This window comes from Salinimicrobium flavum (assembly GCF_042684505.1).
GTDB lineage: Bacteria > Bacteroidota > Bacteroidia > Flavobacteriales > Flavobacteriaceae > Salinimicrobium > Salinimicrobium flavum.
On sequence record NZ_JBHULT010000005.1, the window covers coordinates 313,031 to 340,006 of the forward strand.

The following is a 26,976-nucleotide window of genomic DNA, read 5'->3' on the forward strand; positions in this document are numbered from 1 at the left end:
TAAGAATATGCGAACCATTGGTCTTATTGGTGGTACATCATGGCACTCCACTATAGTCTATTACCGGTTGATCAACGAACTGGTAGGAAAGAAAATCGGATCCCAGGCAAATCCTCCCCTAATCATTTATAGTCTTAATATTGAATTGATGCGGGAGCAGGACAGGAACAAGATCGAACATACTTATCTCCATATTGCACGAAAACTTGAAATAGCAGGTGCAAAGGCCCTTATCATTTGTGCCAATACCCCACACATGGTTTATGAGTATGTACAACCCAAAATCTCAATACCCATTCTGCATATTGCCGATGCTGTGGGAGAAATGGCAAAAAAAGAAAACCTTAGGACACTTGGACTGCTGGGAAACAGGCCTACCATGACCGGAGGATTTATTCAAAAAAGACTCTCTGAAAAATTTGGGATCACCACGTTGATTCCTGATGAGGATTATATAGATATTTCCCATGAATATGTTTCCAAAGAACTCACCCAGGGAAAATTTACCCAAACGGCACGTTCTTTTTTCATTGACCAGATGCAGTTGCTGAAAGAGAAAGGTGCAGAAGGTATTATTCTTGGATGTACTGAACTGCCCCTTCTAATTGAGCAGCAGGATTTTGATCTTCCGCTTATTCCCACCACCCAGCTACATGCCCAAATGGCTGCAGATTTTATTCTCAGGAGTTCTATGGCCAGCCATTAAAAAGATATTATACCAAAAAAAGAAGAGAGATCCCCCAATCTCTCTTCTTCTTTTTTTAAAAATTTACAAACTACCTTTTAAATATACACGTGTTTCTCTAAATGGTATAAACCAAATTTAGGTAACAAATCCCGTGATTGGAATAGGGGTATACACCCATTTTTCACCAGATCAATGAGATTGGATCCTAACCCTGAAACCTCCTGTATTTGGCCATTAGGAACATATAGATCGCATATGCAATAAGACCTGTGGCCACCGCACCCATTAACCAGGCCCCATAGGATGATTCCTGGAGGAAAGAGAAAACTTCAGTGGTTGTTTTGATCTCAGAAGGTTCATTGGTCATGGCTGCTTTTATAGCAAATGAACCAATTATCGCGAAGATCACCCCGCGGGCACTAAGGCCTACTTCTGCAGTGGTGTTGATACTCTTTCTCTTCTTTTCATCATGAATGGAAGAGAGATCGAATTTTTTATAATAATTATTTTTCCAGGCCTTATAGAATTGAAAGAGACCTGCGATAATAATTCCGGCACCTACAATTCCAATGATGAGCAAGCCAGTTTCACTGGCGAGGAAGGAGGATTTCTGAGCAGAGGATCCCGAGCCTCCCGAACTCCCGCTTCCCGACCCGGAACCTACCACACGCAGTACGGCCATTGCTGCAAAGCCCAGGTACAGGAGCCCGCTTATGAAAAAGGCTGTTCTTTTTGTCTTTCCTTTAAAGTCATCTCCAATATTTTCAGGGTCTTTTACAGACTGTATAAAGCGCCAGGTAGAATAGCTGGCTAGCCCTATAGCCATTAAAATGAGTAGAACGTTACCAAATGTTTGTTTGTCAAGGAATTCCAATACCTGTAAACCGCCGGTTTTTTGTCCTCCCATATTAAAGGCAGCCATTAATGTGAGAACTCCTGTAATGGCGTATACTACTCCTTTGGCCACAAAACCCGTACGGGCGATATTTTTCGTCTTATTTTTCATTTCTCGTCTTTTGGATGGTTAGCTACTAAATTTACAGGAAAGACAACAGAAAGCCAATGAATTATAAATTCTTTAAGTTTTAACTTCCAGTGAGATCACAGGTATATCCTTTGAAATTTTGTGGATCACTGAGTTCAGGCTGAATAAGGATTTGGATCAAAGTCCGGGGATCTTTCCTGTACCGGTATCCTTCCGGTAGCAGGAACCTTCGGGTGGATAATCCAGTGTATCTTCGATCTCTTTGATCTTCTGCGGATCGAACTTTGGAAGAGGCATTTCCCCTTTTTCTTTCCAATGCCTTACTTTTTCTTCCGCAGATCTGGATTTTTCCGTAGACAAGCCATGGTCTTTTGCGAAATAAAGAGTTTGCGAAGGGAAGGCGAAGCCTGTACCGCTCTCATTAACGATATCCATCATTCTCAATAACAGATCCTCCTGGACTTCCAGGAATTCATCATAATTTGAGGCCAGAATATAAGAGAAGACCTCCAGGTCAATGGAATCTGAATTGAGCTTTATGAATCTCACCCTGGCAGAATCTGAAGCTACTTTTGGATGTTTATATAAAACGGCTCTTAGCTCTACCAGGAGGAACCTTATTTGGTCTGGGGTTGTCTCATATCGAAGACCCAGTATAGGGTGGTACCAAAACCGGTCCCGATGGGCGTAATTTTCTATTTTACTTGAAGAGAATTCGCCATTGGGGATGGTAACAACCGTTCGGTCAAGGGTACGAATTCTCGTAGACCGCATTCCTACTTTCTCTACGGTACCCAAAGTGTCCCCCACCTTACAGAAATCCCCCACCCTAATTGGCTGGTCTGTGATGAGCGTAACGCTGCCAACAAAATTCTCAATGGTTTTTTGTGCCCCCAGGGCAAGCGCAAGACCACCTATTCCCAGGGCTGCGATACCTGTAGTCACATCAACACCAAAAGTACCCAGTATGGCTATGATACCAAATATCACAATGGCGATCTTAGCTGCTCTCTTTAAAAAAAGCACCACTGAAACTCCCGAGATATTTCCTCGGGAACTCATTCTTCTTTTGCTGAAGGTACCAATGAACTCGGTGAGCCTCCAGAGCAGTATGAGAAATGCGACAAAGCCAATGATCACCGTAATTCCGCTTAAGCGTTGGCGCAGGATAATGGACATCCCGGTTTCACGCGTAAGATAGACGAATAACAATACAGCCGCATAAAGTTCTACAGGTAAAGCAAAAGCCTTAATTACTCCCGAGGTGGGCTCCTGTTGAGCTTTTCTCCAGATCTTTGGGATGAGCAGAACGATAAGGGAAACGATACTCCAGGATATGAGGTAAGCAAAGGCTGCCAGGAACAATGCAACCAGCCACTGGCCAACTGGTACACCTCCCCATTCATTGTCCTGCAGAAATTTGGGAAGCACCCTTTCTACGGCAATAGCACTTTCTTCAACCGTACTTACAGAGGCAATACTTTCAACCGTTGCCGAGGAGAACAGCCAGAGAGCCTCCCCCTCGGTATCTTTTACATCCTCCATCAAAAGGTCTACTGTTTCGCCTTCAATAGTAACGGTTCCTACTTTTTCAAGGTTGGGTTCAAGGTTATCATCTGTTCTTCCTGAAGCTTCCTCACTTATCCAGGAGTAGGGAAGGATCTGTCCCCTTTGATTTAAAAGTTCTTCCAGCATTTCAGCCAGTTCGTCGCCGTTTTCGGCATCAACAGCAGTGCCCGAAAAATTAAAATACCGGCTTGCCCTTTCATAATTTCTGTCGGCCACCGCAGTTAAAAAGCCCGAGATACTACCCCTGGGGGATCGCCTCCCCAAAGAATCCTGCCGAACCTGGGGTTCTGCCTGCTCCTGTTCTTCTGAAGGGGCTTCAGGTATGAACTGAGCATGGGCTGGTAGAATGCCGCTTAAAACTACCAGCAAGATGAATATTGTCTGGAATAAATATTTGAGAGGAGTAATGATTTTAGAACTCATAGATGCTAAGATACGTTTTCGAAGGATTATGGCCATCCCTGTAAAATTCTGAAATTTATTTTGTGAAGACAAAATAATGAACAATTAAAGATCCTGAGAAGTCTCGGATGATCATAAATGATTGCTTTAACTTGTTTACGTGTTCAATTTCATCAGAAAGTTGAGAGACTAAAGATCTTACCCAGGATTTAAAAAGTAATTTTCTGAATTACTTTACTTCTTCGTACTTATATTTTTATTTCGTTGTGGGCTATTATACCATAAGCTCAGGATGAGAATTAACAAAAGGCCCTGTCCCAGAAGTGATTCCGCAGAAGAATAAATTCCCAGCCATTCTATTCTTATATCGATTGGTATCATAGTGACAGAGAGTAAACCAGACTCCTGGATAGAGTGGATGCCCTTGCCCATAAGGATCAACGCTAATAGAACAATCATCCAGGATGAATACAAAAAGAGTTGCCTGATTGGAATTTTCTGTGAATACTTAACAAACAGCACTACGAGAACAGCAATTATACTGAACGCCACCAATACACCAAGTCCAATAGAGGACTGATTTCCGGGTATTGTCTCCAGTTTAATAGCTTGAAGGAAAAGAACCGACTCGAAAGCTTCACGGAAAACAACCATGAAAGAAAAGAAAGCCAATCCCCACATATTTTCGGTCTTCAACAACTTCTGAATTCTTTTTTCAATAAATACCTTCCATCTCTTTGCATGCGAATTGGAATGTAACCAGAAACCAACATAAGTTAAAACCAATACGGCCAGAAGGGTCACTATTCCTTCAAGTATCTCCCGATTTTGGCCGCTTAACTGCAGAAGGAAGTCAGACATGTACCAACCTGCAAATCCCAACAAAACAGCAGTAATCCATCCCCCATGGAGCCATGGTAATGCTTTTTTCATTCTTGCACTGCGAATAATCGTTAGGACCACTGCAATGATGAGGAATGCTTCTATTCCTTCCCGTAAAAGGATGGAAACTGTTAATATAAAGGCGAGCCAAAAACCGAGCTTTTCACCCTTCATCATAGTCCCTGCCCTGGCAATCATTTCCAGGGAAAGATTTACCTGATGGGTTACTGCCTCAAGGGATTTCTTTTTTTCAATCGTACTTCGCAATTCGAACATCTGTTTCTCCAGTTGCACCATAAACGCAGGATCCTTTGCCCTAAGTTGGACCTCCACGGGCTCTACACCCTCAAGGTATGCGGCGAGGGCCTGTTTGCGCGCAAGAGAAGTTTCCCCTTCTGTATATGCCAGCAAAGCAGAATTCAAATATTCTTTCGCTAAATCAAGGGAGTTATAAGTATCGGGAATATGAAGCCGGATAATCTTTATTTTTTCTTTTGCCTTTTTTCTATCGTCTCCTAATTTGTTAAGTAACTCCAGATCTGACAAGCTGGCAACATCTGTCAAATTCACTTCTTCAGGGAGGTTTCTAGCCTTTTGGTTTCCGCTCCTTTCAAAACGCAGGGATTTAATGTAAAAGGCCAAATCCCAAACTTCTTCATCCTTGAGTTCCGGAAAAGCTTTCATCTCTGTTCCTTCAACTCCTAAACGAATGGTATTATAAGCCTGAAAGGGAGAAACCTGCTCCATGTGCTTATCGTTTAGAAAATTAGTTGGAGTAGGATCCATACTTTGTGCTAAAGGACCCTTTCCATTCCCGGCCTCACCATGACAGCTCAAACAGTTTTTTGCGTATAACTGTTTTCCCCGGGAGTGGTCTGGCCAATGAAGGGGGGCGACCTGGTACCCCGTCACTTCTATTAGTTCCAATCTTATTTTTTGCGCAAGTTCCGCAACCTTAGTTAACCCGGCTTTTTCCTGGATGAGAATTTTTAACTGCTCAACCTGTGACAAGAAATCCACTTCCTCCTTCTCAAATTCATTTTTTAAAGGTTTCAGCAATTCATACACTGTGGTACTAAATTCCAGCATTTCCTTATATTCAGCTGCATTAATTATTTTTCCATCTTTAACTGCGGTTGCGTAATCCCTGGCAATATAATCCAGCAGATGTATAGCCATTTGTGTGTTGTCATCCCTGGAGGTGGCAGTGGCCACCACAGAATTAGAAAGAAACAGCACACCGGTAATCAAAAAGGTGATGGAAATGGTTTTTAAATACATAGTTATGACTAAATATCATTCTTAAGTTTTATTTAGAATGATTATAAACAACAAAAATAGCCTTTATATTACCGGGAGCAAATTCCTGCTCTGCAATAATTAAGTTGTTCGAGGTAATAGTTGGAAATAATATCAAAAAAATGAGAAGATCAGGAAAAAGAGGTTTAACACTATTATTTTATGTAATCCATTTTTTCTTCTGAAGCAGGAGCACTCCGGTGAGATCTCCCCGCAATTTCAGGAATGTGAGGTAGGGATATTGACAGACAAAGTCCTGAATCCGGAAATGAAATAAGGGTTTCTAATTTAGGATTTGCCAATTCTGTCGTCATCACAAAAACTCTTTAAAAACTCGTCTATGGGCAATAAACCTTCTTTAATTGTGAAATTTTTTTAACCGACTTCAAATTATTGTAATCTTGCCTGAATTCTGGTATAGAGATTGGTGTTGTCAGTTTTATCATTTTAAAACGACACAAGGATTATTAAATAAGATTAAATTCTATTTTAAAATTAAAGATTATTATGGGAAGACCTTCCACTAAACCAAAAGACCTGAGAGATGGTTATTATATTGAAGTCAGGAATAAAAACCAAAAATCTGGTATTAAAATTCGGAGAGATACTAAAAGCCAACTTCTAATGGCCATTGATGAATACAAAGAAAACAAGGAAGTTATTATTCTTGGCAAACAGGAAAATGGAAAAATGAGGGATATTCCAGAACTTTGCGTTGAACTATAAAATTTTTTTGAAAGACTATTTTAGTTCATCACTGTACTTCAGAATAATATCCGTCCAGGCCACGTTTATCGCTAACTGCCTTTGCGGTTTTTTCATTATCTCCTGTAGCCATGAGCACCTTAATATTGTTTTGTTTAAAAATTTTAATAGCCTCTGCAGATTCCGGCCGTATCTCGTTCGCAATAGCAATATATCCCGCCAATTCTCCGTCGATCAACACAAAAACAACAGTTTCTCCCGCATCCCGGTAAGCATCTTCAGGAATGGTGATTTTTTCATCTCTTAATTAACCCGGACTCACCACTTTTACTTCTTTCCCTTCTACAGTAGCCTCAACCCCTTTTCCGGTTATGGCATTGAAATTTTCCGGTTTTGGAATCTCAACTTTATCTTCTTTTACTTTTTTGATGATACCAACAAGGTTCCAGTCCAATAAGGATCCTCAAATGCATGGGAATATTTTTATTTTCATTTTCTATAGGATATTATGAATCAGACAAATGAACCTACAGGCTCATTTCCTTCATGACCAGATAGCTGGTGTAAATAAGATATACAGATAACAACACTCCTGCTTCCCATCTCTCAAGTTTTCTCTTTCCTCCCAGGAACATGAACAGGAACAAGAGGGCAGTGCCCCCGAAAAGAAGGTACAGGTCGTTATTGAAAAGAGAGTCATAGGCAATAGGTCTTACGAGAGAGCTCAAGCCAAGAATGAAGAAGATGTTAAAGATATTGGAACCAATGATATTACCAACAGCAATGTCATTATTTTTCTTAAAAGCTGCAATTACAGAGGTGGCCAGTTCAGGTAAGGAAGTTCCTGCAGCAACAATGGTAATTCCAATGATCTTCTCACTTACTCCCAGAGTTCCTGCAATGTCCATTGCACTCGAGACCACCAGTCGCCCCCCAATGATGAGACCTGCAAGCCCCAGAACTATAAAAGTGAAAATTTTACCATTGGAAACCTGCTTTACGGCTTCCAAAGAAGTAGAAGGAGTTTCCTTTAGCTGTTTATAAACGTAGAAGAGAAAAGCAAGGAAAAAGAAAATAAGAATAAATCCATCCCACCTGTCCAGGGAGCCTTCTGACCCTGTAAAAAAATTGTTTACTAAAAAGAACAACAATATTGCGGCTAACAAAGAAATGGGTATTTCCTTCCACACTGTCGTTTGTTGAACCAACAGAGGTGTTATTAAACCGGCTATACCCAGGATAAAGAACAGGTTAAAGTTATTACTCCCAATAACGTTTGCAAAAACTATGTCCTGATGTCCCTGGTATGCGGCAACTACGTTGACTACCAGCTCTGGGGCCGAAGTTCCGAAAGCTACTATGGTTAACCCTATAGCCAGATCGGAAATTTTCTTTTTTCGTGCAAAAGCTGAAGAGTTTTCCACCAGCCAATCTGCACCTTTTATTAATAACAGGAGTCCTGCAATAAGTAATAAAAATTGTAATATCATAGAAGTATTAATAAAAGTATTAAAGGATGAATTTAAAATATTTTATAGAAAATAAATAGAGAAGAGACTAAGACAGTCTCTTCTCCTTTGTTAGCAGTTTTAAGCGGCAGAATTTACCGCAGGGCGATAACTGATCATAGAATTGATCTTATTATTCCATTTTTCTGCATGTTTCAGTTCATATTCCTGTGCATAGTTTTCCTCACAATTATAAAGATTAACAATTCGGATGGAGTCATTGCGACATGTTAATCTCAGGTCGATACGTTGAAGGATTTCTTCTGTACGTTTGTCAATTTTCAAGGTTTGCACTTCCCGAAGGATTTCACAGTTTTTAACTTCCTTCAGTTTGATAAATTCAGCATGTACCTCAGTCTTTCTATTCTGAACCAAAAGGATTATAGCTTTTTTTGTATCGACGCCTATGATGTTTGAGTTCCAGGAGTCTTTTTCATCAATTATAAGCTGATGATGTAAAGCTTCTTCTTTGAATTTATTTTTTAGCTTTCTTACTTCTCTGGATCCAATAAATATAAATAAGACGTAGGGAATGAAAACCAGCACAAGAAGGGCAAAGTCTACTATTAGTATATCAAGTTTCATTTTTTAAGTTTTTAAGTTTCAGGTAATCGAAAACATGCCATTATAAAGAACAGCACGGGGAGTGAGTATTTCATCATCCAATTTCAAATGAACAGTACTGGAAACTTAAAGAAAAACGTGAAAGGGAAAAATCACCTCCTTCACTCCCAAAGAAGGAAAAATATACCGGGAGCGTTTAATATAATTTTGGGAGATATTGGTGTGGGTAATGGTCTGTTCATACAGATCCCCCACTTTATTCATACTCCCTTTAAGGAAAAATATTGTTTTTTGGGCAGGAAGAATAGAATCACCAAGATTTACAACCTGGTCATCTATTAAAGAGGTGACATTTGAATCGTGTTGGGCTTCCTGAATGCCGTTAACGGAAAATATGAAATTGGCCGAAAAGGAGCCGGTGCTACTCCCAAAGAGCAACAGGAAAAGAAGGACCATCTGTGATGGTAAGAATAATCTTTTCAACATTTTCATTATCAAATGTAATACATTGTTATGTTAAAAAAACACGGGCAATTCGCTTAGGATAAATTTTTTTACAGGGAGAATTATACTGTCTAAAAGCTGCTAAACAAAATTGTTCAGGGCTAATTAAAGATATTTTCGATGCGATCTACTTTTTGCTTTAGGGAATCTAAAGTTGAAGAAGCGTCTTTGATGATAGAATCTGCCTCTTTAAGTCTTTTATTTGTTTCGGGTAAAATTGAATCTAACTCAGTTACCTTTTCAATTCCATCATTTATCATGGAATCAATATCTTCGACTTGAGAATTGAACTCTTTCAAATTTTGTTCAGCCTGCCGGCCATACTCACATGAAGAAAAAAGGACCACCATTAGCAGCCCCAAAAAAAAATTCTGTTTCATCTTTGTTTGTTGTCATTTAAGAAAATTCCTTTACCAAATTCTATACCAGCTCAATTTTTTTGTATACTTATTCCTGATCTTTGGTTGAATATTAAATGATTTTTTAATAAGGGCAAATAAAGGCAGACAAAGAATATGATACCTACAATAACCTCACTCATAGAATCCTTTTAACTTATGACAATAAAAGAAATAAGCTACAAGAAGAACCTGCGGCGTTTAAAAAAGGAGTGATGCAATTTTTGATTTCGATTTAGATGAAAAGGAAAATTGGATTAATTAAAGTTTACTCTTTGCTTGATCAATTCACTTTCACAACACCCGGAACCTCCCATTGATTATCCAATACCCTCTGTTCCGGCCAGTAGATACGTAGCATGAGATTAAAGGAGCTATTGGCATCCTGTGGGGTAGGCAGCCAATTGGATATTTTTTCAATACCGGGGCTGTCTTTTTGAAGGTACAATATTAAGGAGCCATCATCATTCAGTTGATAATCCATATAACTACTGATAGCATATCGGTCTATCGGATTCTGGGCCAGGAAGTGGTCGGCAGTGTACATGGTCAAAGACCAGAATCCTCGTGCCGGAGGTGTCTCGCCCGCCGGAAACGTGATAGTATACTTATAGTTGGTATTCAGTGGATCCAATGCAATATCATAGGTAGTAAACGGGTAGACAGCATCTTCGGGCAAGTTGGCGCCTAATCCTATTTTTGCAACATATGCTCTCAAGTCATAATGATCTTGATAATTCCCGACGTTATCCAACATATAACTCCATCCGTTTTTAATAATTCTTTGAATCGTACTGGCTAAATTTGCCAGTTGAACCTGTCCATCAGCATATCCCGCCCGGATGGCCCTCTGCTCAGATTTCGAGTAGTCAGAAAGTTTAAATTCACCCCCGGGGGTTATCCCTAGCTGTGTAAGTTTCTGTACTATGGCAATATCGTATGAAGCAGCAGGGTTGTCTACCATCAAATCACTCAGCATTTGAAAATATGTTTCAACAGGTAATGCTGCTACCTGATTTACAGGAGGGGTAGCCATATCAATACTATCATTAAAAACGCCATCTGGAGGGTTATAGGATCCAGGCCAGGCTGATAATGGCATCAATGACATATTATTTTGAAATGCCTGGACTGTTGCTTTGTCATCTGTGCCTTTAACCATTGTCCTGCCCAATAACCATACTAGCCTTGTGGGAGATACATAATGTGTCATTCCTCCCGGAACACTTCCTGACCAATTTGGACCTGATATCAGAAAAGACTGGGCCTCTGTACCTGTTGTTCTCACACCCGGTGCAGCAAACACATTGCTCCAGGCATCCATCATTTGAATCATATAATACCTCCATGGCGCATTTTCAGGCTTATATAAGGTTGCGTCCGGGACAGACAAAACCATAGGCTCTTCATCCAGGTCCAGCCATGCTGAAGAATAAAAAGTATCTACATTAGGCGAAACTACAGATGTAAAATTGTAATCAGGAATTTCATTTCTGTGTGAAAACTGATTGTAAGGAGCAAAACCTCGATCCGTACTATGCACAACATTGGTCACCACATTAGCTGTTGTTTTCATTGAAATAAGCGGATATGCATAAATGTATGCATCCTTGATGATTTGTGCTGTCTCATCAATCACGGGCGGTTCATCTTTTTCACATCCAGTAAGAAGGAAGAAGAACATACTTAAGAAAAGTAAATTTTTCATTTAGGTAAAAGGTTAATATTATTTCTAAAGTAAAAGGAATCGTATTATTTGTAAGATGATATTTGTCAGTTAGTTACAATAATATTATTAAAAAATGGCAGTAATTCAGATCGTTCAGAATTCACGATTATAATACATTGAAATGCAGTCAGTGATGGATAGGAAAATCGCCTTTACTGCTGTTACTGAAGGGAAGGTGCAGGTAGAGATAATGGGATTTGATTACCAGGGAATAGCTGTAAATAATTTAAGGAATCAGAAAGTGAATTTGAGAAAGTTTCTCCACTTTCTAAATGTTTTGTGTTTTTAGAATTGCATCCGCCATTTATACCTATGAGTAATACCTCTCCCAACTGTTGAACTTTTCATTGTTGACTTTAAAATATCTCATCATTCTCCTGCTAAAGCAATATAATTCATGTTTTGAAGTAGAAATGATTATTTTAAAACTCACAATAATGCTTTAAAAGTGTATTTAACAGGCAGTTAACCCCTTGATAAAAAGATTTTAGCTAAATTCTATGTTCTGTTTAATTAATTCAAGAATTTTAAGATTTAGGTATGAAAATGAAATCACTTTTCTTATTATTTAGTTTCGGGTATATACTTACAAGTTCATCGCAGGAAACCGTTGGATTAGAATTAGTAGCCCAGGATCTTGTTTCTCCTGTAGCACTTGTGGAATCCCCTGATGAATCGGGAAGACTCTTCATTGTTGATCAGGTGGGCTTAATCAGGATTCATGATCCTCAAAAAGGTCTTCTCGAGGAGCCTTTTTTGAATCTGAAGGATAAAATAGTTCCTCTGAAAGATGCACACGAAGAGCGGGGACTTCTTGGTCTGGCTTTTCATCCCGAATATAGTAATAACGGAAGATTCTTTGTGTATTACAGTGCACCGTTAGACGAAGAAGCTCCCGATAACTGGGATCATACCAGCCATATTTCTGAATTTCGGGTGTCCCCGAACAATCCCGGTATGGCCGATCAGGCTTCAGAAAAGATCATTATGAAAGTCCATCAACCTCAGGATAATCATAATGCCGGAAGTTTAGCAATTGGCCCGGATAATTATCTCTATATCGCCCTTGGTGACGGTGGCGGTGCAAATGATATCGATATGGGACATGTCCCCGACTGGTACGACGAAAATGGTGGCGGAAATGGACAGGACGTAGAGCAGAACCTTCTGGGAAGTATTTTGCGTATTGATGTTGATACTGGATCTCCCTATGCCATTCCTGAAGATAATCCTTTTGTAGACAAAGAGGGTATGGATGAGATTTACGCTTACGGACTTCGAAATCCCTATAGATTCTCTTTTGATCTTGAAGGGAATAATGATTTAATAGCAGGAGATGCCGGTCAGGTTTTATGGGAGGAGATCAACGTAATCACTAAAGGTGGTAACTACGGTTGGAATGTAAAGGAAGGAACTCATTGCTTTAATGCATATAATAACGATAAGACCAGGGAAGAATGTCCTAAGGAAGATAAAATGGGTAATCCTCTGATTGATCCCGTCCTGGAGTTTAAACAAGGTGGCGCCGAAGACGGCGGAAAAGGACTTGTTGTAATAGGGGGGCATGTCTATCGGGGTGATAACCTGCAAAACATGGCAGGAAAATACATTTTTGGAACCTGGACACAACACCATGGTAAACCTGAAGGAGTAGTGTTTATGGCAACTCCAAAAGAGACCGGAATGTGGGATTTTCAGGAGCTGAAAATTGCTCAAACTAATTCGAGTTCGATTGGCCATTATCTTTTGTCCTTTGGGCAGAGCAATGACGGGGAAATGTTTGTCCTTACGACAGATGAAGAAGGCCCTATAGGTAATACCGGAAAAATGTTTAAGATGGTTCCCGGCAATTAAACATCTATCGGTTCTTGAAGACAACAAAAAACCCTCCCATATAGGGGGGTTTTAGTTTTTTGGGAAAGTTATATCTCAAATGATAAAGTCACTCCCATGGTAGCGGGGTTACCCAGGTGAACTGCCCCAAAATTGTAACCGTAACTTATGTATTGAGTATCAAAAATATTCCGGCCCCAAATCATAAGTTTAATATCTCTATAGGAGACTCCAACATTTCCATTATACAAATTGTAAGGCTCCTGCCTGAGTGAATTTGCCAGATCAAAATATTGTTCTCCTAAATACTTCCATTCCGCACGTGCCGTAAACTCCCAGTTTCCATTAAGTCCTAAATTTGACCTGTATTGAAGGGCCAGCATCGAAGTTACCTCCGGGGTGAAAATTTGCTTGTTGTCCTTTAAATTAACTTCACCGCCATCCTGTGCTATAAGCAGCGACTCATAACCTGCATCAGTATATCCCAGGTCATAACTCAATTCGAGACCTGTGGTTAACAAGGTTCTTAGTTCTACTTCCAGGCCTTTACTGTTTAGGCTTCCGGTGTTTTGGGTTACTATCACCCCATCGGGCATAATTAAAGTGGGCACCTGTACGTCTGTCACTTTCGTATAAAACAACGTGGCGTTCACAAGCAGCTTATTCTCAAAAAATGAGTTTTTTGCACCTATTTCATAATTGTTACTAAACTCAGGTTTGTACTCGTATAGAGGGGGTTGAGCAGGATCTGCACTAAGGGGAGTAAGTCCTCCTGCCCTAAAGCCGCGGCTGTAGGTTAAGAAGACGAGATTTTCTTCTGAAAGATCATAGGTAAGACCAACTTTTGGCGAGAAGGCATTGAAGCTTGCAGTGGCGGTAGTGTCCGGCTGATACTCGAAAAGTGGTTCAGTATCGGAATCTAACTGGTACTCTCCCAACACCGATTGCTTCTTGTATTCGTGATCATATCTTAACCCTGCAATAACTTTAAGTTTCTCCCTGACTTGATAGTTAACCTGCCCAAAAAATGCAATTCCTTTACCGGTTGCCTCACTGGTGTTGATGAGCGAATAATTCGTTTCTTCAGAGCCTAGTAGCGCCGCATCCTCTCCAAAATGCGTATCCTGTTTTACCGGACTTTCCTGGTAGAACATGTAAGTTCCCGCAGTCCATTCAAGTTTATTGTCGGGACCACTTGGAGAGGAGAGTCTTAACTCCTGTGTGGCAACTTTAACAGTGTTCCAGTCCTTTCCATAGTCATTAATGATCGACATAGCATCCAGAGGGGAGAAATCTGCATCAATAGCATTTTCGTAATACCGGTAATTCTGCTGGTAGGCAGTTTGTGAACTGAAGTTGAGGTTTTTTCCTTTGTGATCAATGACCAGGGAAGTGTTAAAGGTCTTATCATTCATTGTGGAAATCCGGTTCTGGTTGAGTGTATAAGGGTTTTCCAGCGCAGCCTCAATCCCCATGTTCAAAGGGAAAGCTCCTTCATTTTCGGCTGAAAAATGTTTAAAATTCAGAGCGGCATTCCAGGTGGGGCTGAAAAGGTACTTCAGGTAATAATTTCCTGAAAAATTGAATTGATCATCGTAACTGGAATCGGTGAATTCATTGGTATAAAATCCTTCTCTTTCCTCATATAATTCGGCTGCACCAAAAAACAGATTCTCTCCTATAGGAGTTCTTATTCCTGCCATGTACCGCTGCTGGTTATAATTGCCCAGGGTAGCTTCTCCAAATACCGTGGTATGGTTTTGAGGTTCCCGGGTTATTATATTAATTACACCGCCCATAGCATTCCTTCCATAAAGAGTTCCCTGTGGTCCTCGTAAAACTTCTATTCTTTTAATATCAAAGAGCTGGGTAATATAAGTATCAAGGTTATATTGATTTACCCCGTCTATATAAGTAGCAATGGCAGGATCGTAAGAGGTAGTAACAATTCCCCTTATTGAAGTTACGGTTCTCCTATCCCCGGGATCACCGGCATAAAGATTCGGAGAAATAGCGGTAAGATCATTTGCATTCTGGATCTGGCTCTGCTTTACGTTTTCATAGGATAGGCTTGTAATACTCAACGGGATCTCCTGGATGAGCTCTTCTCTTTTCTGAGCAGTTACCGTCACCTCATCCAGGCGGTTCATTTTTGATTCCAGAAGGAATTCAATTGTGTTGGAAGTTTCATGAATAACCACATTTTGAGAAACCAGAGCAAAACCTGGTTTTTGGATAGTTATTACATAAGAACCATAGGGCACCTTCAAAAAGTCAAATTCTCCGGAAATGTTTGTGGTAGTAGTAAATGAAGTGTTTAAAAGATGAACCCTGGCGTTATGGACAGGCACAGAAGCCTCATTTCTTACAATGCCTTTTAAATCTGAGCTAGTCTGGCCAAAAACAGGCGATGAGAGGATAATGATAAGTAAGAGGAGAAAATATTTCATGATTTAATTTAAAGTTGATGTTCCAGGTTTTTTTCTGGAGTGAATATTTAAAAGGTTTAATACAGCTGAAAAGATCAGGAGAAGCAGCCCAAAGAATTCCCGGGTCTCTTCAATCCAGGGTTTATCTGTTTTCATGGATTGTGCAATATTTTCGGCGTCATGGTCCCTGTACCAGCTCAGGACTCCGGTAGGGCTTAAAAGAAGATATGTGGAATAGATGATATAAATCGTGAGGACGATCCAAATTAACATAGGATATTCTCTTTCTGTCAATCCCAGGATGCAAATTACCACACCCGAAAAATACAGCAGAAACCATAAGAGAGGATCGGGATCGTTCAACTGGAGGAAGGCAGCTATAATAAAAAGGATGGAAAATAAAATGTTAGTTATCTTCATGTGTTACAAATGTCAAAATTTTTCTGAGCGACTATTTTTAGTTTACCACTTTAATAATGTGCCCTATACTACCCAACAATCCTGAGCCGGAGCCTCTATTTTCCGCCAATTTTTCTCTTCAGTAACTGAGCATTTATGGCAACTATAACGGTACTCATACTCATCAAAACAGCGCCAACTGCCGGACCTAAAACAAAGCCGGTAGAGTAAAGAACCCCCGCAGCCAGTGGAATGGCAACAACGTTGTAGCCCGTCGCCCAAACCAGGTTCTGGATCATTTTATTATAAGTAGCCTTTCCGAATAAAATAAGATTTGCGATATCCTGAGGGTTGCTGTTTACCAAAATGATATCAGCAGTTTCAGCTGCTACATCCGTTCCCGAACCGACAGCAATACCAACATTCGCCTGAGCCAAAGCCGGGGCATCATTGACACCATCGCCGGTCATTGCAACGAATTCACCTTTGCTTTCTAATTCTTTAACTATTTCTACTTTTTGGTGGGGTAGTACTTCAGAATAATATCCATCCAGACCAAGTTTATCGCTAACTGCTTTGGCAGTTTTTTCATTATCTCCTGTAGCCATGAGCACCTTAATATTGTTTTGTTTAAAAATTTTAATAGCCTCTGCAGATTCCGGCCTTATCTCGTCCGCAAGAGCAATATATCCCGCCAATTCTCCTTCGATCAACACAAAAACAATAGTTTCAGCCGCATCACGGTAAGCATCTTCAGGAATGTTGATTTTTTCATCTCTTAAATAACCCGGGCTCACCACTTTTACTTCTTTCCCTTCTACAGTAGCTTCAACCCCTTTTCCGGTTATGGCATTGAAATTTTCCGGTTTTGGAATCTCAACTTTATCTTCTTTTACTTTTTTGATGATACCCACAGCGATGGGATGTTCAGAACTTTGCTCCAGGGCACTTGATAGCCTTAGGACTTCCTCTTTAGAGAATTTATCATTTACAGATTCGATGCGGGTGACCCCAAAGTCCCCTTTGGTGAGGGTACCCGTTTTATCAAACAATAAGACGGTAATTTTTCGGGACTCTTCAAATGCTGTCCTGTTTCTAATCAATAAGCCGTTCTGAGCAGATACAGATGTAGAAATAGCCACTACTAAGGGAATGGCCAGTCCTAATGCGTGAGGGCAGGCAATAACCATAACCGTTACCATTCTCTCAAGTGCATATACAAAAGGAAAGCCTAAGATTGACCAAACTGCAAGGGTTCCAAAACCAATGGCCAATGCGATATAGGTGAGCCATTTTGCAGCCCTATCAGAAAGATTTTGCATTTTCGATTTTGATTTTTGCGCTTCCTCCACCATCATTATCACCTTGTTCAGGTAACTGTCTTTCCCTGTATGCTCCACTTTTGCCTTTAATGACCCGTTGCCATTAATAGATCCCCCAATTACTTTTTGATCTTTATTCTTTTTAACCGGTTTTGATTCCCCGGTTAGCATGGCCTCGTTCAGGTAGCTCTCACCCTCCACAATAATACCATCAGCCGGTACTTTTTCCCCAGGTTTTATAAGGATTATATCTCCTTTTTCTAAAGAGTCCAGCTCAACATCTTCGACTTCATCGCCATTTATACGGTGAGCTTCGGCAGGCATCATACTCACTAAAAGCTGCAAAGCTTTAGAAGCACCCAGGACAGATTTCATTTCTATCCAGTGTCCTACCAACATTATAGCGATAAGGGTGGCAAGCTCCCAGAAAAAATCAACCCCTTCTAACCCGAAGACTGTGGCAGAACTGTAAAAATATGCTACCGTAATAGCCATAGAAATAAGGGTCATCATCCCCGGTGCAGCCTTTTTTACTTCAGACCAAAAACCCTTTAAAAACGGCCAACCCCCGTAGAAATATACCACTGTGGAGAGGGCAAAGAGGATGTACTGGTTGCCAGGTAAAAGGTAGTCATACCCAAAGAAATCCTGGATCATTGGAGAGAGGAACAGGATTGGGATAGTTAGGACCAGGGTTACCCAAAAGCGTTTTTTAAAATCGGCAATCATCATTTTATGATGATCGTGCCCCGCATGGCCATGTCCCGGCTCGCTATCAGCATGTTTGCGTTTTTCATCGTGGTCCATTGCCTTATTATGCCCGTGTTTGGTTTTTTCGGCCAGCTCATCCTGTATATTTGATTCCTCTTTCCCGGCTTTCCGCTTCGGAGCATTTTTCGGCTCGTCGTTGTCTTTGTCGTGATGGTTATGTTCCATGATTTCCTGATTTACTGGTTAACTCTTACAGCTTAATCTTCAGCTTTAGAATGGATGAAGAGCTAAAGGTTGAATGGTCGTAAAACTGACTCCCTTAGATTCTCATAAAAGCATCTTAGTTTTATGCTGGAATGGCATTTACCAGTTCTTTATTTAATCGTAATAATTAGCCAGTGACTAATTAAATTACGCATTTTTTTAAAATTTTGAGTTACTTCATGTTGTACCTATCACCAGCCGGTTCTTTTTGAAGCGGAATCGAGAAAGCTCGAAGTGGATCATTGGGAGGCTGCTATCACCATTTCCGTTATTTTACTCAAGGGAAGTGACTTGAGAATCCCTTAAGACCAGATTATATAAATTTTAACCCTAATTAAGCGGTAAATATTAATGAATCACTAACTTTAGTTAGCTGCTGGAATAGGAAGATTGATTTACCATATATAATTTATTACGGAAATTTTATAAACATTTAAAATGTCACAAAATGAAAACCTTATTTAAAACAACGATTATAGCTTTTTTATTCACTGCATTTATTGGTTGTAAGGAAAAGCAATCGGTAGAAATAAATACCCCCGAGGAAGTTAAAAAAGAAAGCAAAAAGACTGCTGATATTGCAGATCAACATTTCATTGATGGGATGACGGGTAAAATATGGCACAATTACCTGGAGATAAAAATGGCATTAACTTTATCTGATGCAGATCAGGTGCAGGACGTAGCACATTCCATGGCTGAATCTTTTTCTGAAGAAAGGGCTGTAATGAAGGCCCTTGCAGTGCAAATGTCCGAGACAGATGATATTGAAGCTCAAAGGGAATTGTTTGCCCAATTCACGGAAAATGCCGGGCCAATGTTTGAAGATGCGCTCTCAGGGGGTACGATCTACAAAAAATTCTGCCCAATGGCTTTTGATAACAAAGGGGCTTATTGGTATGCCAGTGTAGAAGAAATTTCCAATCCATATTTTGGGGAAAAAATGCCAAAATGCGGATCAGTTGAAAAAACCATATCAAAATAACAAGAAGAAATTACCCCTTGTATCTTATTCATATAAGTACTTTCTAAACATTACTTGATTAATAGAAAAAAAAATTAAAAATAACCAACAGTAAATTTCATAAACAATGAACCCAGAAGAAAAACAACACAGCGGAATGAAAAAAGGGAATTATACCAGATTTATAATTATGCTGGTCCTTTCATTTATTGCAATGTATATAACAATGTACATGAACACCTATGATTGGGACCACGTTTGGTTTAGTCTAACAAGATTCTATATGGCTATTTTAGGGATCTGTGCAATGGCCGTGATCATGTTGACCATGATGTTGGGAATGTATAAAAACCGAAAAAAGAATATAGCCATATACGCAGGTAGCCTGGTGATTTTTTTAAGCTCTTTAGGTTTAGTAAGGGCACAAATTCCGGTGGGTGATGTGTTGTGGATGAAGGCAATGATACCTCATCACTCAATTGCCATCTTAACCAGTAAGAGAGCAGATATTAAGGACCCTGAAGCACAAAAACTTGCAAAGGAAATTATTGAGGCGCAGGAACGGGAAATTGCGGAAATGAAAAAAATAATTTACAGGCTTGAAAACATTGAAGAGTAAAGAATACTTTTTCTAAAAATTAGAAATCAGGAAGTGGCACTTTGCCGCCGATGTCTTAAAATAAAATTCCCGTTCAGGTGAAAATACCTGCCGGGAATTTTATTTTAAATCCATTGCAGAATTTCCGCTTGATTGTGGAGTCGGAGGGGTTGGCTGCGCCTTCCCCTGGTAATCCCATACTGCAATTACAACTGCCCATCCCTGCGGTCTGGGTGCTTTAAAACACAAAATCCTGCTCGAACAAGTTCGGCAGGATTCTTTATTTTTAAATCACAACGCAGTTGTGAATGATTGTGGAGTCGGAGGGGTTCGAACCCTCGTGCAAACAAGCAATTCAGCTGCTTTCTTCACGTTTAGTTTTCGCTTGTTTTTCGATGCAAAGCCGGCCGAAAACCACCAACTTTACACTTATCCTCAATTAAGTTTCGCAACCGCATCAAGGCCCTGCAGTTACTATATTTACTTTATCGGTGCCTCTGGTGTGGACGCCGTAAATCAAGGCTTCCACGAGACATCTTGGCTCCCTGCCTTGCAGGGACTAAGCTATCCTACTGTGATTCGGATTATGCAGCCAAGGCGTAGTTATTCTCGCCGTTTAAAAAAGTGTGAAATATGAGATTTACGAGCTATATCCCAGCGCTCGACGTGCTTACAACCCAATTAGACTCGCTGTCAAAACCAAGTCGACCCCATAAATAAAAGAACTTATTGTATTTAGTGCATTTTTCATGCCAATTATAAAGGCGGCCTCCTCTCCGCAAAAGCTACGAGGAACCGGGCTTTCCACTTTTAGTTTTTACTCGTTTAACTCGCAAAAAGCTAACCGCTTCAATCCCTGCCGCAGTGCAAAGATAGTATTAAATTCCTATCTTTGGGGTTCGTCCTCATAATCACAAAAGCTATTCCAAAATATGATAAAATTTGCCCTCATAAAAGAGCGTAAAACCCCGCCCGACCGCAGGGTTGTTTTCTCTCCACAAACATTGAAGGAAGCTGCCAAAAAGTTTCCTGATGCACATTTCGAAGTCGAGAGTTCAGATATTCGCGTCTTCTCAGATCGGGAATATGAGGAAGCAGGCTTTGAGGTTTCCGAAGATGTTTCGCACTGTGACGTTATGCTGGGGGTAAAGGAGGTGCCAATTCCATATTTAATTCCAAATAAAAAATACTTTTTTTTCTCTCATACCATTAAAAAACAGCCTTATAACCGTGACCTCTTAAGGGAGATCCTTAAGAAGAATATTGAACTTTACGACCACGAGGTGATCGTGAATGAAACGGGGGCACGTCTTATAGGCTTCGGAAGATACGCGGGGCTGGTGGGAGCCTATAACGGCTTCAGGGCAATAGGCCTCAAAAACGACCTTTTTGAGCTGCCTAAGGCAGAGTCCCTTTCAGATCTTAATGCCATGCTGGCAGAACTTGACAAGATCAGTCTTCCTCCCCTAAAGATCGTACTTACAGGAAACGGAAAGGTAGCGCGTGGGGCTAAAGAGATCCTTGAACACCTGAAGATCAAAAAGGTTAAGGTGAAAGATTATCTGGAAAAGGATTTTCAGGAACCGGTTTACTGTCAGATTGATGTGATTGACTATAATAAACGTAAAGACGGTGGGGAAGGATCTATACGTGAATTCTATAAACACCCTGAACTCTATGAATCAGATTTTATGAGGTTTGCACGAGGAAGTGACTTCTTTATTGCCGGCCATTTTTACGGGCAGGGTGCACCGGTATTCTATACGGAAAAGGATATGCAGGCAGATGATTTCAGAATTAAATATGTGGCAGATATTTCCTGTGATATTGCAGGACCCATCGCCAGTACTATCAGGCCTTCAACAATAGCGGAACCTTTCTACGGTTACAATCCCCAAACGGCCGCAGAGGTTGATTTTAGGGAAAAAAGTGCGGTAACGGTAATGGCGGTAGATAATCTGCCTTGCGAACTTCCCCGGGATGCCAGTGAAGGATTTGGCAGGATGTTCCTGGATAATGTTCTACCGGCTTTTTTTAATAATGACCGGGATGGGCTCCTTGAAAGATCAGGAATGACAAAGAACGGGGAGCTGACGCCACGATTCAAATACCTGCAGGACTATGTTGATGGAAAGATCAAAATGGAACAGAAATGAAAAAAGTATTTTTAATATTCGTTTTAGCAGCAATCGTATTCCCTGTACAGGCGCAAATGGATGTCATGACCTATAATATAAAGTATGCCAATGAAACCGATGGGGAGAACAGCTGGTCCAAACGAAAGGACCACCTAACTAACCAGATCAAATTCTATGAACCCGGCATCTTTGGAGTGCAGGAAGCGGTAAAGGAGCAGCTGGACCATTTGAAAACCAATCTCGGGGGATATGAATTTTTAGGTGAAGGCCGTGATGGGGGAATAAAAGGGGAATATAGTGCGATCTTTTATGACACCCGGGAATTTGAAAAACTGGTGTCGGGCACCTTCTGGCTTTCTGATACCCCTGCAAAACCTTCAATGGGATGGGACGCCTCCTATCCAAGGGTCTGTACGTATGCAAAATTCAGCAATAAGGAAACCGGCGAGGAATTCTGGGTGTTCAATACCCATTTTGACCATGAAGGCATAGAGGCAAGGAAGAACAGTTCCCAAATGATCCTTGAGAAGATGAAAGAGATCAATGAGCAGGAATTACCTGCTATTCTTATGGGAGACCTTAACCTGGAGCCGGAAACAGAAGAGGTGAAGTTCCTTTCAGAAAAAATGGAAGACTCCAAAGCCGTTGCCGATCTTGTTTTTGGACCCGAAGGCACTTTCAACGGTTATAATTTTCACGAACCGGTAAACAAGCGCATTGATTACATCTTCCTTTCCAAAGGAGACTTTAAAGTATTCAAATACGCGGTACTTTCAGATTCCAAAGACCTGAAGTATCCCTCAGATCATTTACCTGTATTGGTTAAGGTGCAACTTAAATAGAAAATTAAGACATAAAAAAAACCGGCTTGAGCCGGTTTTTTTTATGTTTCTACTACATTGGCGGAGTTGGATTTTCGGGTTCATCTTTGTCTCGGGGAGTTCCCGGTGAAGGAGGAGGTGTCCTTCTTTCCCCCGGCAGGTCAGTTTTTTTACGCATTGGATCTTCCATATCTGAAGCTTCAGACCGGAACTTCTTAATAATGTCCCTGAAGTGTTCTCCCGCAGCTTCGCGTCCCCCAAGTCCGTAGCTTAAAGCGACCGCAACGGCTATAGCTCCAAGAATGAGTCCGAAGGCAAGTTCCACGATCTCGTTGGCGATTCCCATGGTCCTTAGGGCAATGGCAATGAACAAAGCCAAAGCCGACCATCTTACCACTCCTGCGATAAAATGATTTTTACCAGACCGGGTCATAGTGTTGTAGATCAGCAGGGAAATATAGTTTCCTATCGCCAGGATCACAATTCCGAACAATATTTGTCCTGTCACCTCAAGAATCTGGTGCAGGATCTCGGTTAACCTTGAAAGGCCGAGGATCTCTACCGCCGTAATAATTCCGAAGAAGACCAGGAAGAAATAAATTAAGTTAGCCACCAGCTTTGATAAGGATTGCCCTGATCCTATCATATTATGTATCTGGATCTTTTCCGCAGTATGATCAAGTCCCAGACTCCTGAAAAGGTCTTCCAGGAAATTGGCCAAATACTTTCCTCCCCATATAAATACTATAAGGATAAGCGCTGCAATTACGATCTCCCCAATAAGCTCAGTAAAACCGTACAGAATATCATTTGCGGGTTCTGAGATAGCATCCAGTTGTAAAGTATTGAACGCCTGGATAAGGAACGGAATGAAGATCACGATGAATACGATCTTGCGAATGATGTCGACCAGTTTATCTGTATCCTTGAATCCTGTTTTATCCACCCACTTGTCCAGCAATCCTCCACCTATATGGATGAGGTTAGAAACGAATTTCGCGAGGATATATCCTATAAAGGCAATAACGATAGCTCCAATAAGATTTGGAATGAACATGAGGAATTCATTTACCATGTTTTCCAGAGGGGTGAGTACCTCACTAATGCCCAGGATCTCGAGAACGATCAAAAGAACGATGATCATTATGAGATAGTAAAAGATATTGGCTACGAAAACGTTAGTGTCTTCAATGTTTTCCCTTCCAAAAACACGTTCATCCCAGGAGGTTTTCCGAAGCATCTTTACGATAAGGGCTTTGATGCCTTTCGCGATCAACCAGCCTATTAAAAGGACCAGTAAAGCCGCAAGAAGATCAGGCAGAAAATTGGCAATACGTTCACCAATTTGTTCTAATTCATTTTCCATTTTTTTTTGGTTTTAGTTAGAAAGTTAGTACCTGAAGTTAGCATAAAAACCCCTTAAGCCACAGATGGTTAACAAGAGTTTAGAAAATATTTCAATTTATTGTTAATATAATATTAAGGTTAAAAACTGGACAGGATTTTGATGGAATCAATCATAGTAAGGGCTGGTGAAGCGTGTGGATTTTCTAAAAAAAAATCAAAAAATTTTTCAACAGTCTTTCGTTAATAAGAATGTGTATGAGCTTATTTCAGGAACGAATAATTAAAATAACTTTATCCCTCTTTCTTGTAATAATAAAATTAAACTGCCATGGTTGAAGAATTATTTAGCACCCAGACCTATAAGTATGATGAAGTCTTAAAAGCATCATTGAAATATTTTAATAATGATGAGCTCGCGGCCACTACCTGGATCAATAAATATGCGGTAAAGGACAAAAGCGGAAATTTCCTGGAACTTACTCCAAATGATATGCATCAGCGTATGGCTAAGGAATTTGCCCGTGTTGAGGCAAAATATGCCGACCGCGCAAACACTTCTGAGAATCTTTCAGAATACGGTAAAACGAGGGAAGCTCTTACAGAGGAGCGTATTTTTCAGCTTTTTAAAGACTTCAAATACAGCATTCCACAAGGTAGTGTGATGGCAGCACTGGGAAATGATCAAATGATCGCATCCCTTTCCAATTGTGTGGTCGTACCTCCGGTTTATGATTCTTACGGCGGAATTCTTTATACAGACCAGCAGCTTGTGCAGTTGTTTAAAAGACGTTGTGGAGTAGGGGTAGACCTTTCGGGATTGAGGCCAAAAAATGCCATGGTCTCCAACTCGGCAGGAACTACCACCGGAGCAGTTTCTTTCATGGAGCGTTTTTCTAACACTACCCGTGAGGTGGCCCAGAATGGTCGACGGGGTGCGTTAATGCTTACCATTGATGTGGCTCACCCAGATGTGCTCGACTTTATTACCATTAAACAGGACCTGAAAAAGGTGACCGGGGCAAACATTTCCCTTCGTCTTTCTGATGAGTTCATGCAGGCGGTTACAGATGATACAGATTTTACACTTCGCTGGCCAATTGACAGTCCGAATCCAAAATATACCCGAACCGTTCGTGCAAAAGATCTGTGGGATACGATCATTAAATGTGCCCATAATACTGCAGAGCCAGGTTTGATCTTTTGGGATAAGCAACACACTTATTCCACCTCTTCATACTATCCCGGCTTTAAGAACAGTTCAACCAACCCATGTTCTGAGATCGCAATGCAAGGCGGGGATTCCTGCCGTTTGATCGCAGTGAACCTTTACAGTTTTGTTGATGAGCCGTTCACAGAGAATGCGAGCTTCAACCATGAGAAATTCTATAAAGTGATCTATGAAACACAGCGTTTGATGGATGACCTTGTAGATCTTGAACTTGAAGCTGTTGAAAAAATACTTGCGAAGATCAACCAGGATGATGAGCCAGATTTCATTAAGAAGAATGAAATCGATACCTGGAAACTGTTAGCAGAAAATGGTAAAAATGGCCGTCGTACGGGTCTTGGTTTTACCGCTCTTGCCGATGCTGTTGCCGCCCTTGGGGTGAAATTTGATACTTCGGAAGCCATTGGAGTGGTTGACAAGATCATGCAAACAAAGTTCCGCGGAGAGTTTGACAGTAGTATTGACATGGCGATCACCAGAGAACCTTTTAAAGTATTTGATCCTGAGATCGAAGAGAAATCAGACTTCGTTCAAATGATGAAAAGGGAATTCCCCGAGATCTACGGAAGAATGATGCAGCACGGCCGAAGGAATATTTCCATTAGTACGGTAGCTCCTACCGGAAGTTTGAGCATGCTCGCCCAAACCTCTTCAGGAATTGAACCGGTTTTTATGTTGGCTTATACCAGAAGAAGGAAAGTAAATCCGTCTGAGAAGAATGCGAAAGTGGCATTTGTAGATGACACAGGTGATGCTTTCGAAGAGTTCACTGTTTATCACCCAAAAGTGAAAACCTGGATGGATGCTACAGGTAAGGATGACATCAATTTAAGTGCATACGCAGGTGCCACTGCATCTGAGATCAACTGGCAAAAACGGGTTGAGATGCAGGCTTTGGTACAAAAATATACCACCCACTCAATAAGCTCCACCATAAACCTGGCTAAAGATGTTAGCCTTGAAAAGGTAAGTGACATTTACGTTGAGTCCTGGAAAAAGGGGTTAAAAGGTATTACAGTTTACCGTGATGGTTCCCGAAGTGGTATCCTGGTTTCTTCTGAAGATAAAAAGGCCAAAGACAAGGAAGCTATTTTCACAGAAACCTTTGCGCCAAAAAGGCCTAAAAAGATTGATGCGAAAATCGTAAGATTCAATAACGATAATGAGAAATGGATCGCAGTTGTAGGTTTACTGCATAATCGTCCCTATGAGATATTTACCGGGAAGATGGAAGATGTTTTCAATCTTCCTACCTGGGTAGAAAAAGGATATGTGATCAAGAATCGTGATGATGATGGTAATTCAAGATATGACTTCCAGTTCTGTGACAAACATGGATACAAAGTAACCATTGAAGGCTTGTCGAGATCGTTCAATGAGGAATACTGGAACTATGCTAAGTTAATTTCAGGGGTGTTGCGTCATGGAATGCCAATTCCTTACGTGGTTGACCTTATCAATAACCTTAACCTGATGGATGAGAACATCAACACCTGGAAAGCCGGTGTGGTTCGTGCCCTTAAACAGTTCGTACCCGATGGAACTCCGGCTGCCGATAAACTATGTGAAGAATGCGGCGATCCTGAAGGAATACATTTCTCTGAAGGTTGCCTGGTTTGCAAGAGCTGCGGATACTCAAAATGTGGATAGTAATTTTTGTCCCCCGATAAAAATGAAAAACCCCGGTTC

20 protein-coding genes, 1 other RNA gene and 1 pseudogene are annotated in these 26,976 nt (G+C 40.7%); 8 read left to right on the forward strand and 14 right to left on the reverse strand.

Annotation, left to right across the window (positions count from 1 at the left end; all coding sequences use genetic code 11):
- Nucleotides 1-7: 7 nt before the first annotated feature.
- The gene (locus ACFSTG_RS01870; protein WP_380747901.1) at nt 8-706 is read left to right on the forward strand and encodes an aspartate/glutamate racemase family protein; all 699 of its coding nucleotides are present in this window, start codon (nt 8-10) and stop codon (nt 704-706) included.
- 187 nt (nt 707-893) lie between these two features.
- Here ACFSTG_RS01870 and ACFSTG_RS01875 read toward each other — a convergent pair whose 3' ends face one another.
- The 3 genes from ACFSTG_RS01875 to ACFSTG_RS01885 all read right to left on the reverse strand — a co-directional run bounded on the left by ACFSTG_RS01875 (nt 894) and on the right by ACFSTG_RS01885 (nt 5,807).
- Nucleotides 894-1,694: a DUF1206 domain-containing protein gene (locus ACFSTG_RS01875; RefSeq protein WP_380747903.1), complete on the reverse strand. Its 801-nt coding sequence runs from the start codon at nt 1,692-1,694 to the stop codon at nt 894-896.
- A gap of 156 nt (nt 1,695-1,850) precedes the next feature.
- A complete protein-coding gene (locus ACFSTG_RS01880) occupies nt 1,851-3,665 on the reverse strand; it encodes a mechanosensitive ion channel family protein (RefSeq protein ID WP_380747905.1) in 1,815 nt (604 codons plus the stop codon).
- Between the two features lie 213 nt (nt 3,666-3,878).
- Nucleotides 3,879-5,807: a cytochrome c/FTR1 family iron permease gene (locus tag ACFSTG_RS01885; RefSeq protein ID WP_380747907.1), complete on the reverse strand. Its 1,929-nt coding sequence runs from the start codon at nt 5,805-5,807 to the stop codon at nt 3,879-3,881.
- Between the two features lie 525 nt (nt 5,808-6,332).
- Between ACFSTG_RS01885 and ACFSTG_RS01890 the strand changes: the two genes are divergently transcribed.
- The gene (locus ACFSTG_RS01890) at nt 6,333-6,551 is read left to right on the forward strand and encodes a hypothetical protein (RefSeq protein ID WP_380747909.1); all 219 of its coding nucleotides are present in this window, start codon (nt 6,333-6,335) and stop codon (nt 6,549-6,551) included.
- Nucleotides 6,552-6,585: 34 nt separating this feature from the next.
- On the opposite strand, the pseudogene ACFSTG_RS01895 reads toward ACFSTG_RS01890, so the two are convergent.
- From ACFSTG_RS01895 to ACFSTG_RS01920, 6 genes and pseudogenes are all read right to left on the reverse strand, one after another.
- Nucleotides 6,586-6,969: pseudogene (locus tag ACFSTG_RS01895) on the reverse strand (HAD family hydrolase); the annotation flags it as partial.
- 88 nt (nt 6,970-7,057) lie between these two features.
- Nucleotides 7,058-8,020 (reverse strand): calcium/sodium antiporter, encoded by a 963-nt coding sequence (locus ACFSTG_RS01900; RefSeq protein WP_380747911.1) that lies wholly within the window; start codon nt 8,018-8,020, stop codon nt 7,058-7,060.
- Nucleotides 8,021-8,119: 99 nt separating this feature from the next.
- Nucleotides 8,120-8,623 carry a hypothetical protein gene (locus ACFSTG_RS01905; RefSeq protein WP_380747913.1) on the reverse strand — a complete coding sequence of 168 codons (504 nt, stop codon included), beginning with the start codon at nt 8,621-8,623 and terminating at the stop codon, nt 8,120-8,122.
- A 105-nt stretch (nt 8,624-8,728) separates the two neighbouring features.
- Nucleotides 8,729-9,088 carry a hypothetical protein gene (locus ACFSTG_RS01910; protein ID WP_380747915.1) on the reverse strand — a complete coding sequence of 120 codons (360 nt, stop codon included), beginning with the start codon at nt 9,086-9,088 and terminating at the stop codon, nt 8,729-8,731.
- A gap of 119 nt (nt 9,089-9,207) precedes the next feature.
- On the reverse strand, nt 9,208-9,486 hold the full coding sequence (locus ACFSTG_RS01915) for a hypothetical protein (RefSeq protein ID WP_380747917.1): 279 nt from the start codon (nt 9,484-9,486) through the stop codon (nt 9,208-9,210).
- A 301-nt stretch (nt 9,487-9,787) separates the two neighbouring features.
- On the reverse strand, nt 9,788-11,212 hold the full coding sequence (locus ACFSTG_RS01920; RefSeq protein WP_380747919.1) for a DUF1254 domain-containing protein: 1,425 nt from the start codon (nt 11,210-11,212) through the stop codon (nt 9,788-9,790).
- Nucleotides 11,213-11,773: 561 nt separating this feature from the next.
- Here ACFSTG_RS01920 and ACFSTG_RS01925 point away from each other — a divergent pair.
- Nucleotides 11,774-13,087 (forward strand): PQQ-dependent sugar dehydrogenase, encoded by a 1,314-nt coding sequence (locus ACFSTG_RS01925; RefSeq protein WP_380747921.1) that lies wholly within the window; start codon nt 11,774-11,776, stop codon nt 13,085-13,087.
- 68 nt (nt 13,088-13,155) lie between these two features.
- On the opposite strand, the gene ACFSTG_RS01930 is transcribed toward ACFSTG_RS01925, so the two are convergent.
- The 3 genes from ACFSTG_RS01930 to ACFSTG_RS01940 form a co-directional block, all read right to left on the reverse strand.
- Nucleotides 13,156-15,516: a TonB-dependent receptor gene (locus tag ACFSTG_RS01930; protein WP_380747923.1), complete on the reverse strand. Its 2,361-nt coding sequence runs from the start codon at nt 15,514-15,516 to the stop codon at nt 13,156-13,158.
- A 3-nt stretch (nt 15,517-15,519) separates the two neighbouring features.
- The gene (locus ACFSTG_RS01935) at nt 15,520-15,915 is read right to left on the reverse strand and encodes a transmembrane 220 family protein (RefSeq protein ID WP_380747925.1); all 396 of its coding nucleotides are present in this window, start codon (nt 15,913-15,915) and stop codon (nt 15,520-15,522) included.
- A gap of 95 nt (nt 15,916-16,010) precedes the next feature.
- Nucleotides 16,011-18,152, reverse strand: a complete 2,142-nt coding sequence (locus tag ACFSTG_RS01940) for a copper-translocating P-type ATPase (RefSeq protein WP_380747927.1) — start codon at nt 18,150-18,152, stop codon at nt 16,011-16,013.
- A 487-nt stretch (nt 18,153-18,639) separates the two neighbouring features.
- On the opposite strand from ACFSTG_RS01940, the gene ACFSTG_RS01945 reads away from it, so the two are divergent.
- Together ACFSTG_RS01945 and ACFSTG_RS01950 are read left to right on the forward strand one after the other, a co-directional pair.
- Complete coding sequence (locus tag ACFSTG_RS01945) at nt 18,640-19,176, forward strand: DUF3347 domain-containing protein (RefSeq protein ID WP_380747929.1); 537 nt, start codon at nt 18,640-18,642, stop codon at nt 19,174-19,176.
- Nucleotides 19,177-19,282: 106 nt separating this feature from the next.
- Nucleotides 19,283-19,774: a DUF305 domain-containing protein gene (locus ACFSTG_RS01950; protein ID WP_380747930.1), complete on the forward strand. Its 492-nt coding sequence runs from the start codon at nt 19,283-19,285 to the stop codon at nt 19,772-19,774.
- Between the two features lie 291 nt (nt 19,775-20,065).
- Here ACFSTG_RS01950 and ssrA read toward each other — a convergent pair.
- Nucleotides 20,066-20,465, reverse strand: a transfer-messenger RNA (tmRNA) gene (gene ssrA, locus ACFSTG_RS01955).
- A gap of 220 nt (nt 20,466-20,685) precedes the next feature.
- On the opposite strand from ssrA, the gene ACFSTG_RS01960 reads away from it, so the two are divergent.
- Together ACFSTG_RS01960 and ACFSTG_RS01965 are read left to right on the forward strand one after the other, a co-directional pair.
- Nucleotides 20,686-21,909: an NAD(P)-dependent oxidoreductase gene (locus ACFSTG_RS01960; RefSeq protein ID WP_380747932.1), complete on the forward strand. Its 1,224-nt coding sequence runs from the start codon at nt 20,686-20,688 to the stop codon at nt 21,907-21,909.
- Nucleotides 21,906-22,733: an endonuclease/exonuclease/phosphatase family protein gene (locus tag ACFSTG_RS01965; protein ID WP_380747934.1), complete on the forward strand. Its 828-nt coding sequence runs from the start codon at nt 21,906-21,908 to the stop codon at nt 22,731-22,733. Before ACFSTG_RS01960 ends, ACFSTG_RS01965 begins: the two co-directional genes overlap by 4 nt.
- Before the next feature lie 52 nt (nt 22,734-22,785).
- Here the strand turns inward: ACFSTG_RS01965 and ACFSTG_RS01970 are convergent, their stop codons facing one another.
- Nucleotides 22,786-24,078: a mechanosensitive ion channel gene (locus tag ACFSTG_RS01970; RefSeq protein WP_380747936.1), complete on the reverse strand. Its 1,293-nt coding sequence runs from the start codon at nt 24,076-24,078 to the stop codon at nt 22,786-22,788.
- A gap of 309 nt (nt 24,079-24,387) precedes the next feature.
- Here ACFSTG_RS01970 and ACFSTG_RS01975 point away from each other — a divergent pair, with 309 nt between their 5' ends.
- A complete protein-coding gene (locus ACFSTG_RS01975; protein WP_380747938.1) occupies nt 24,388-26,937 on the forward strand; it encodes an adenosylcobalamin-dependent ribonucleoside-diphosphate reductase in 2,550 nt (849 codons plus the stop codon).
- Nucleotides 26,938-26,976: the final 39 nt, after the last annotated feature.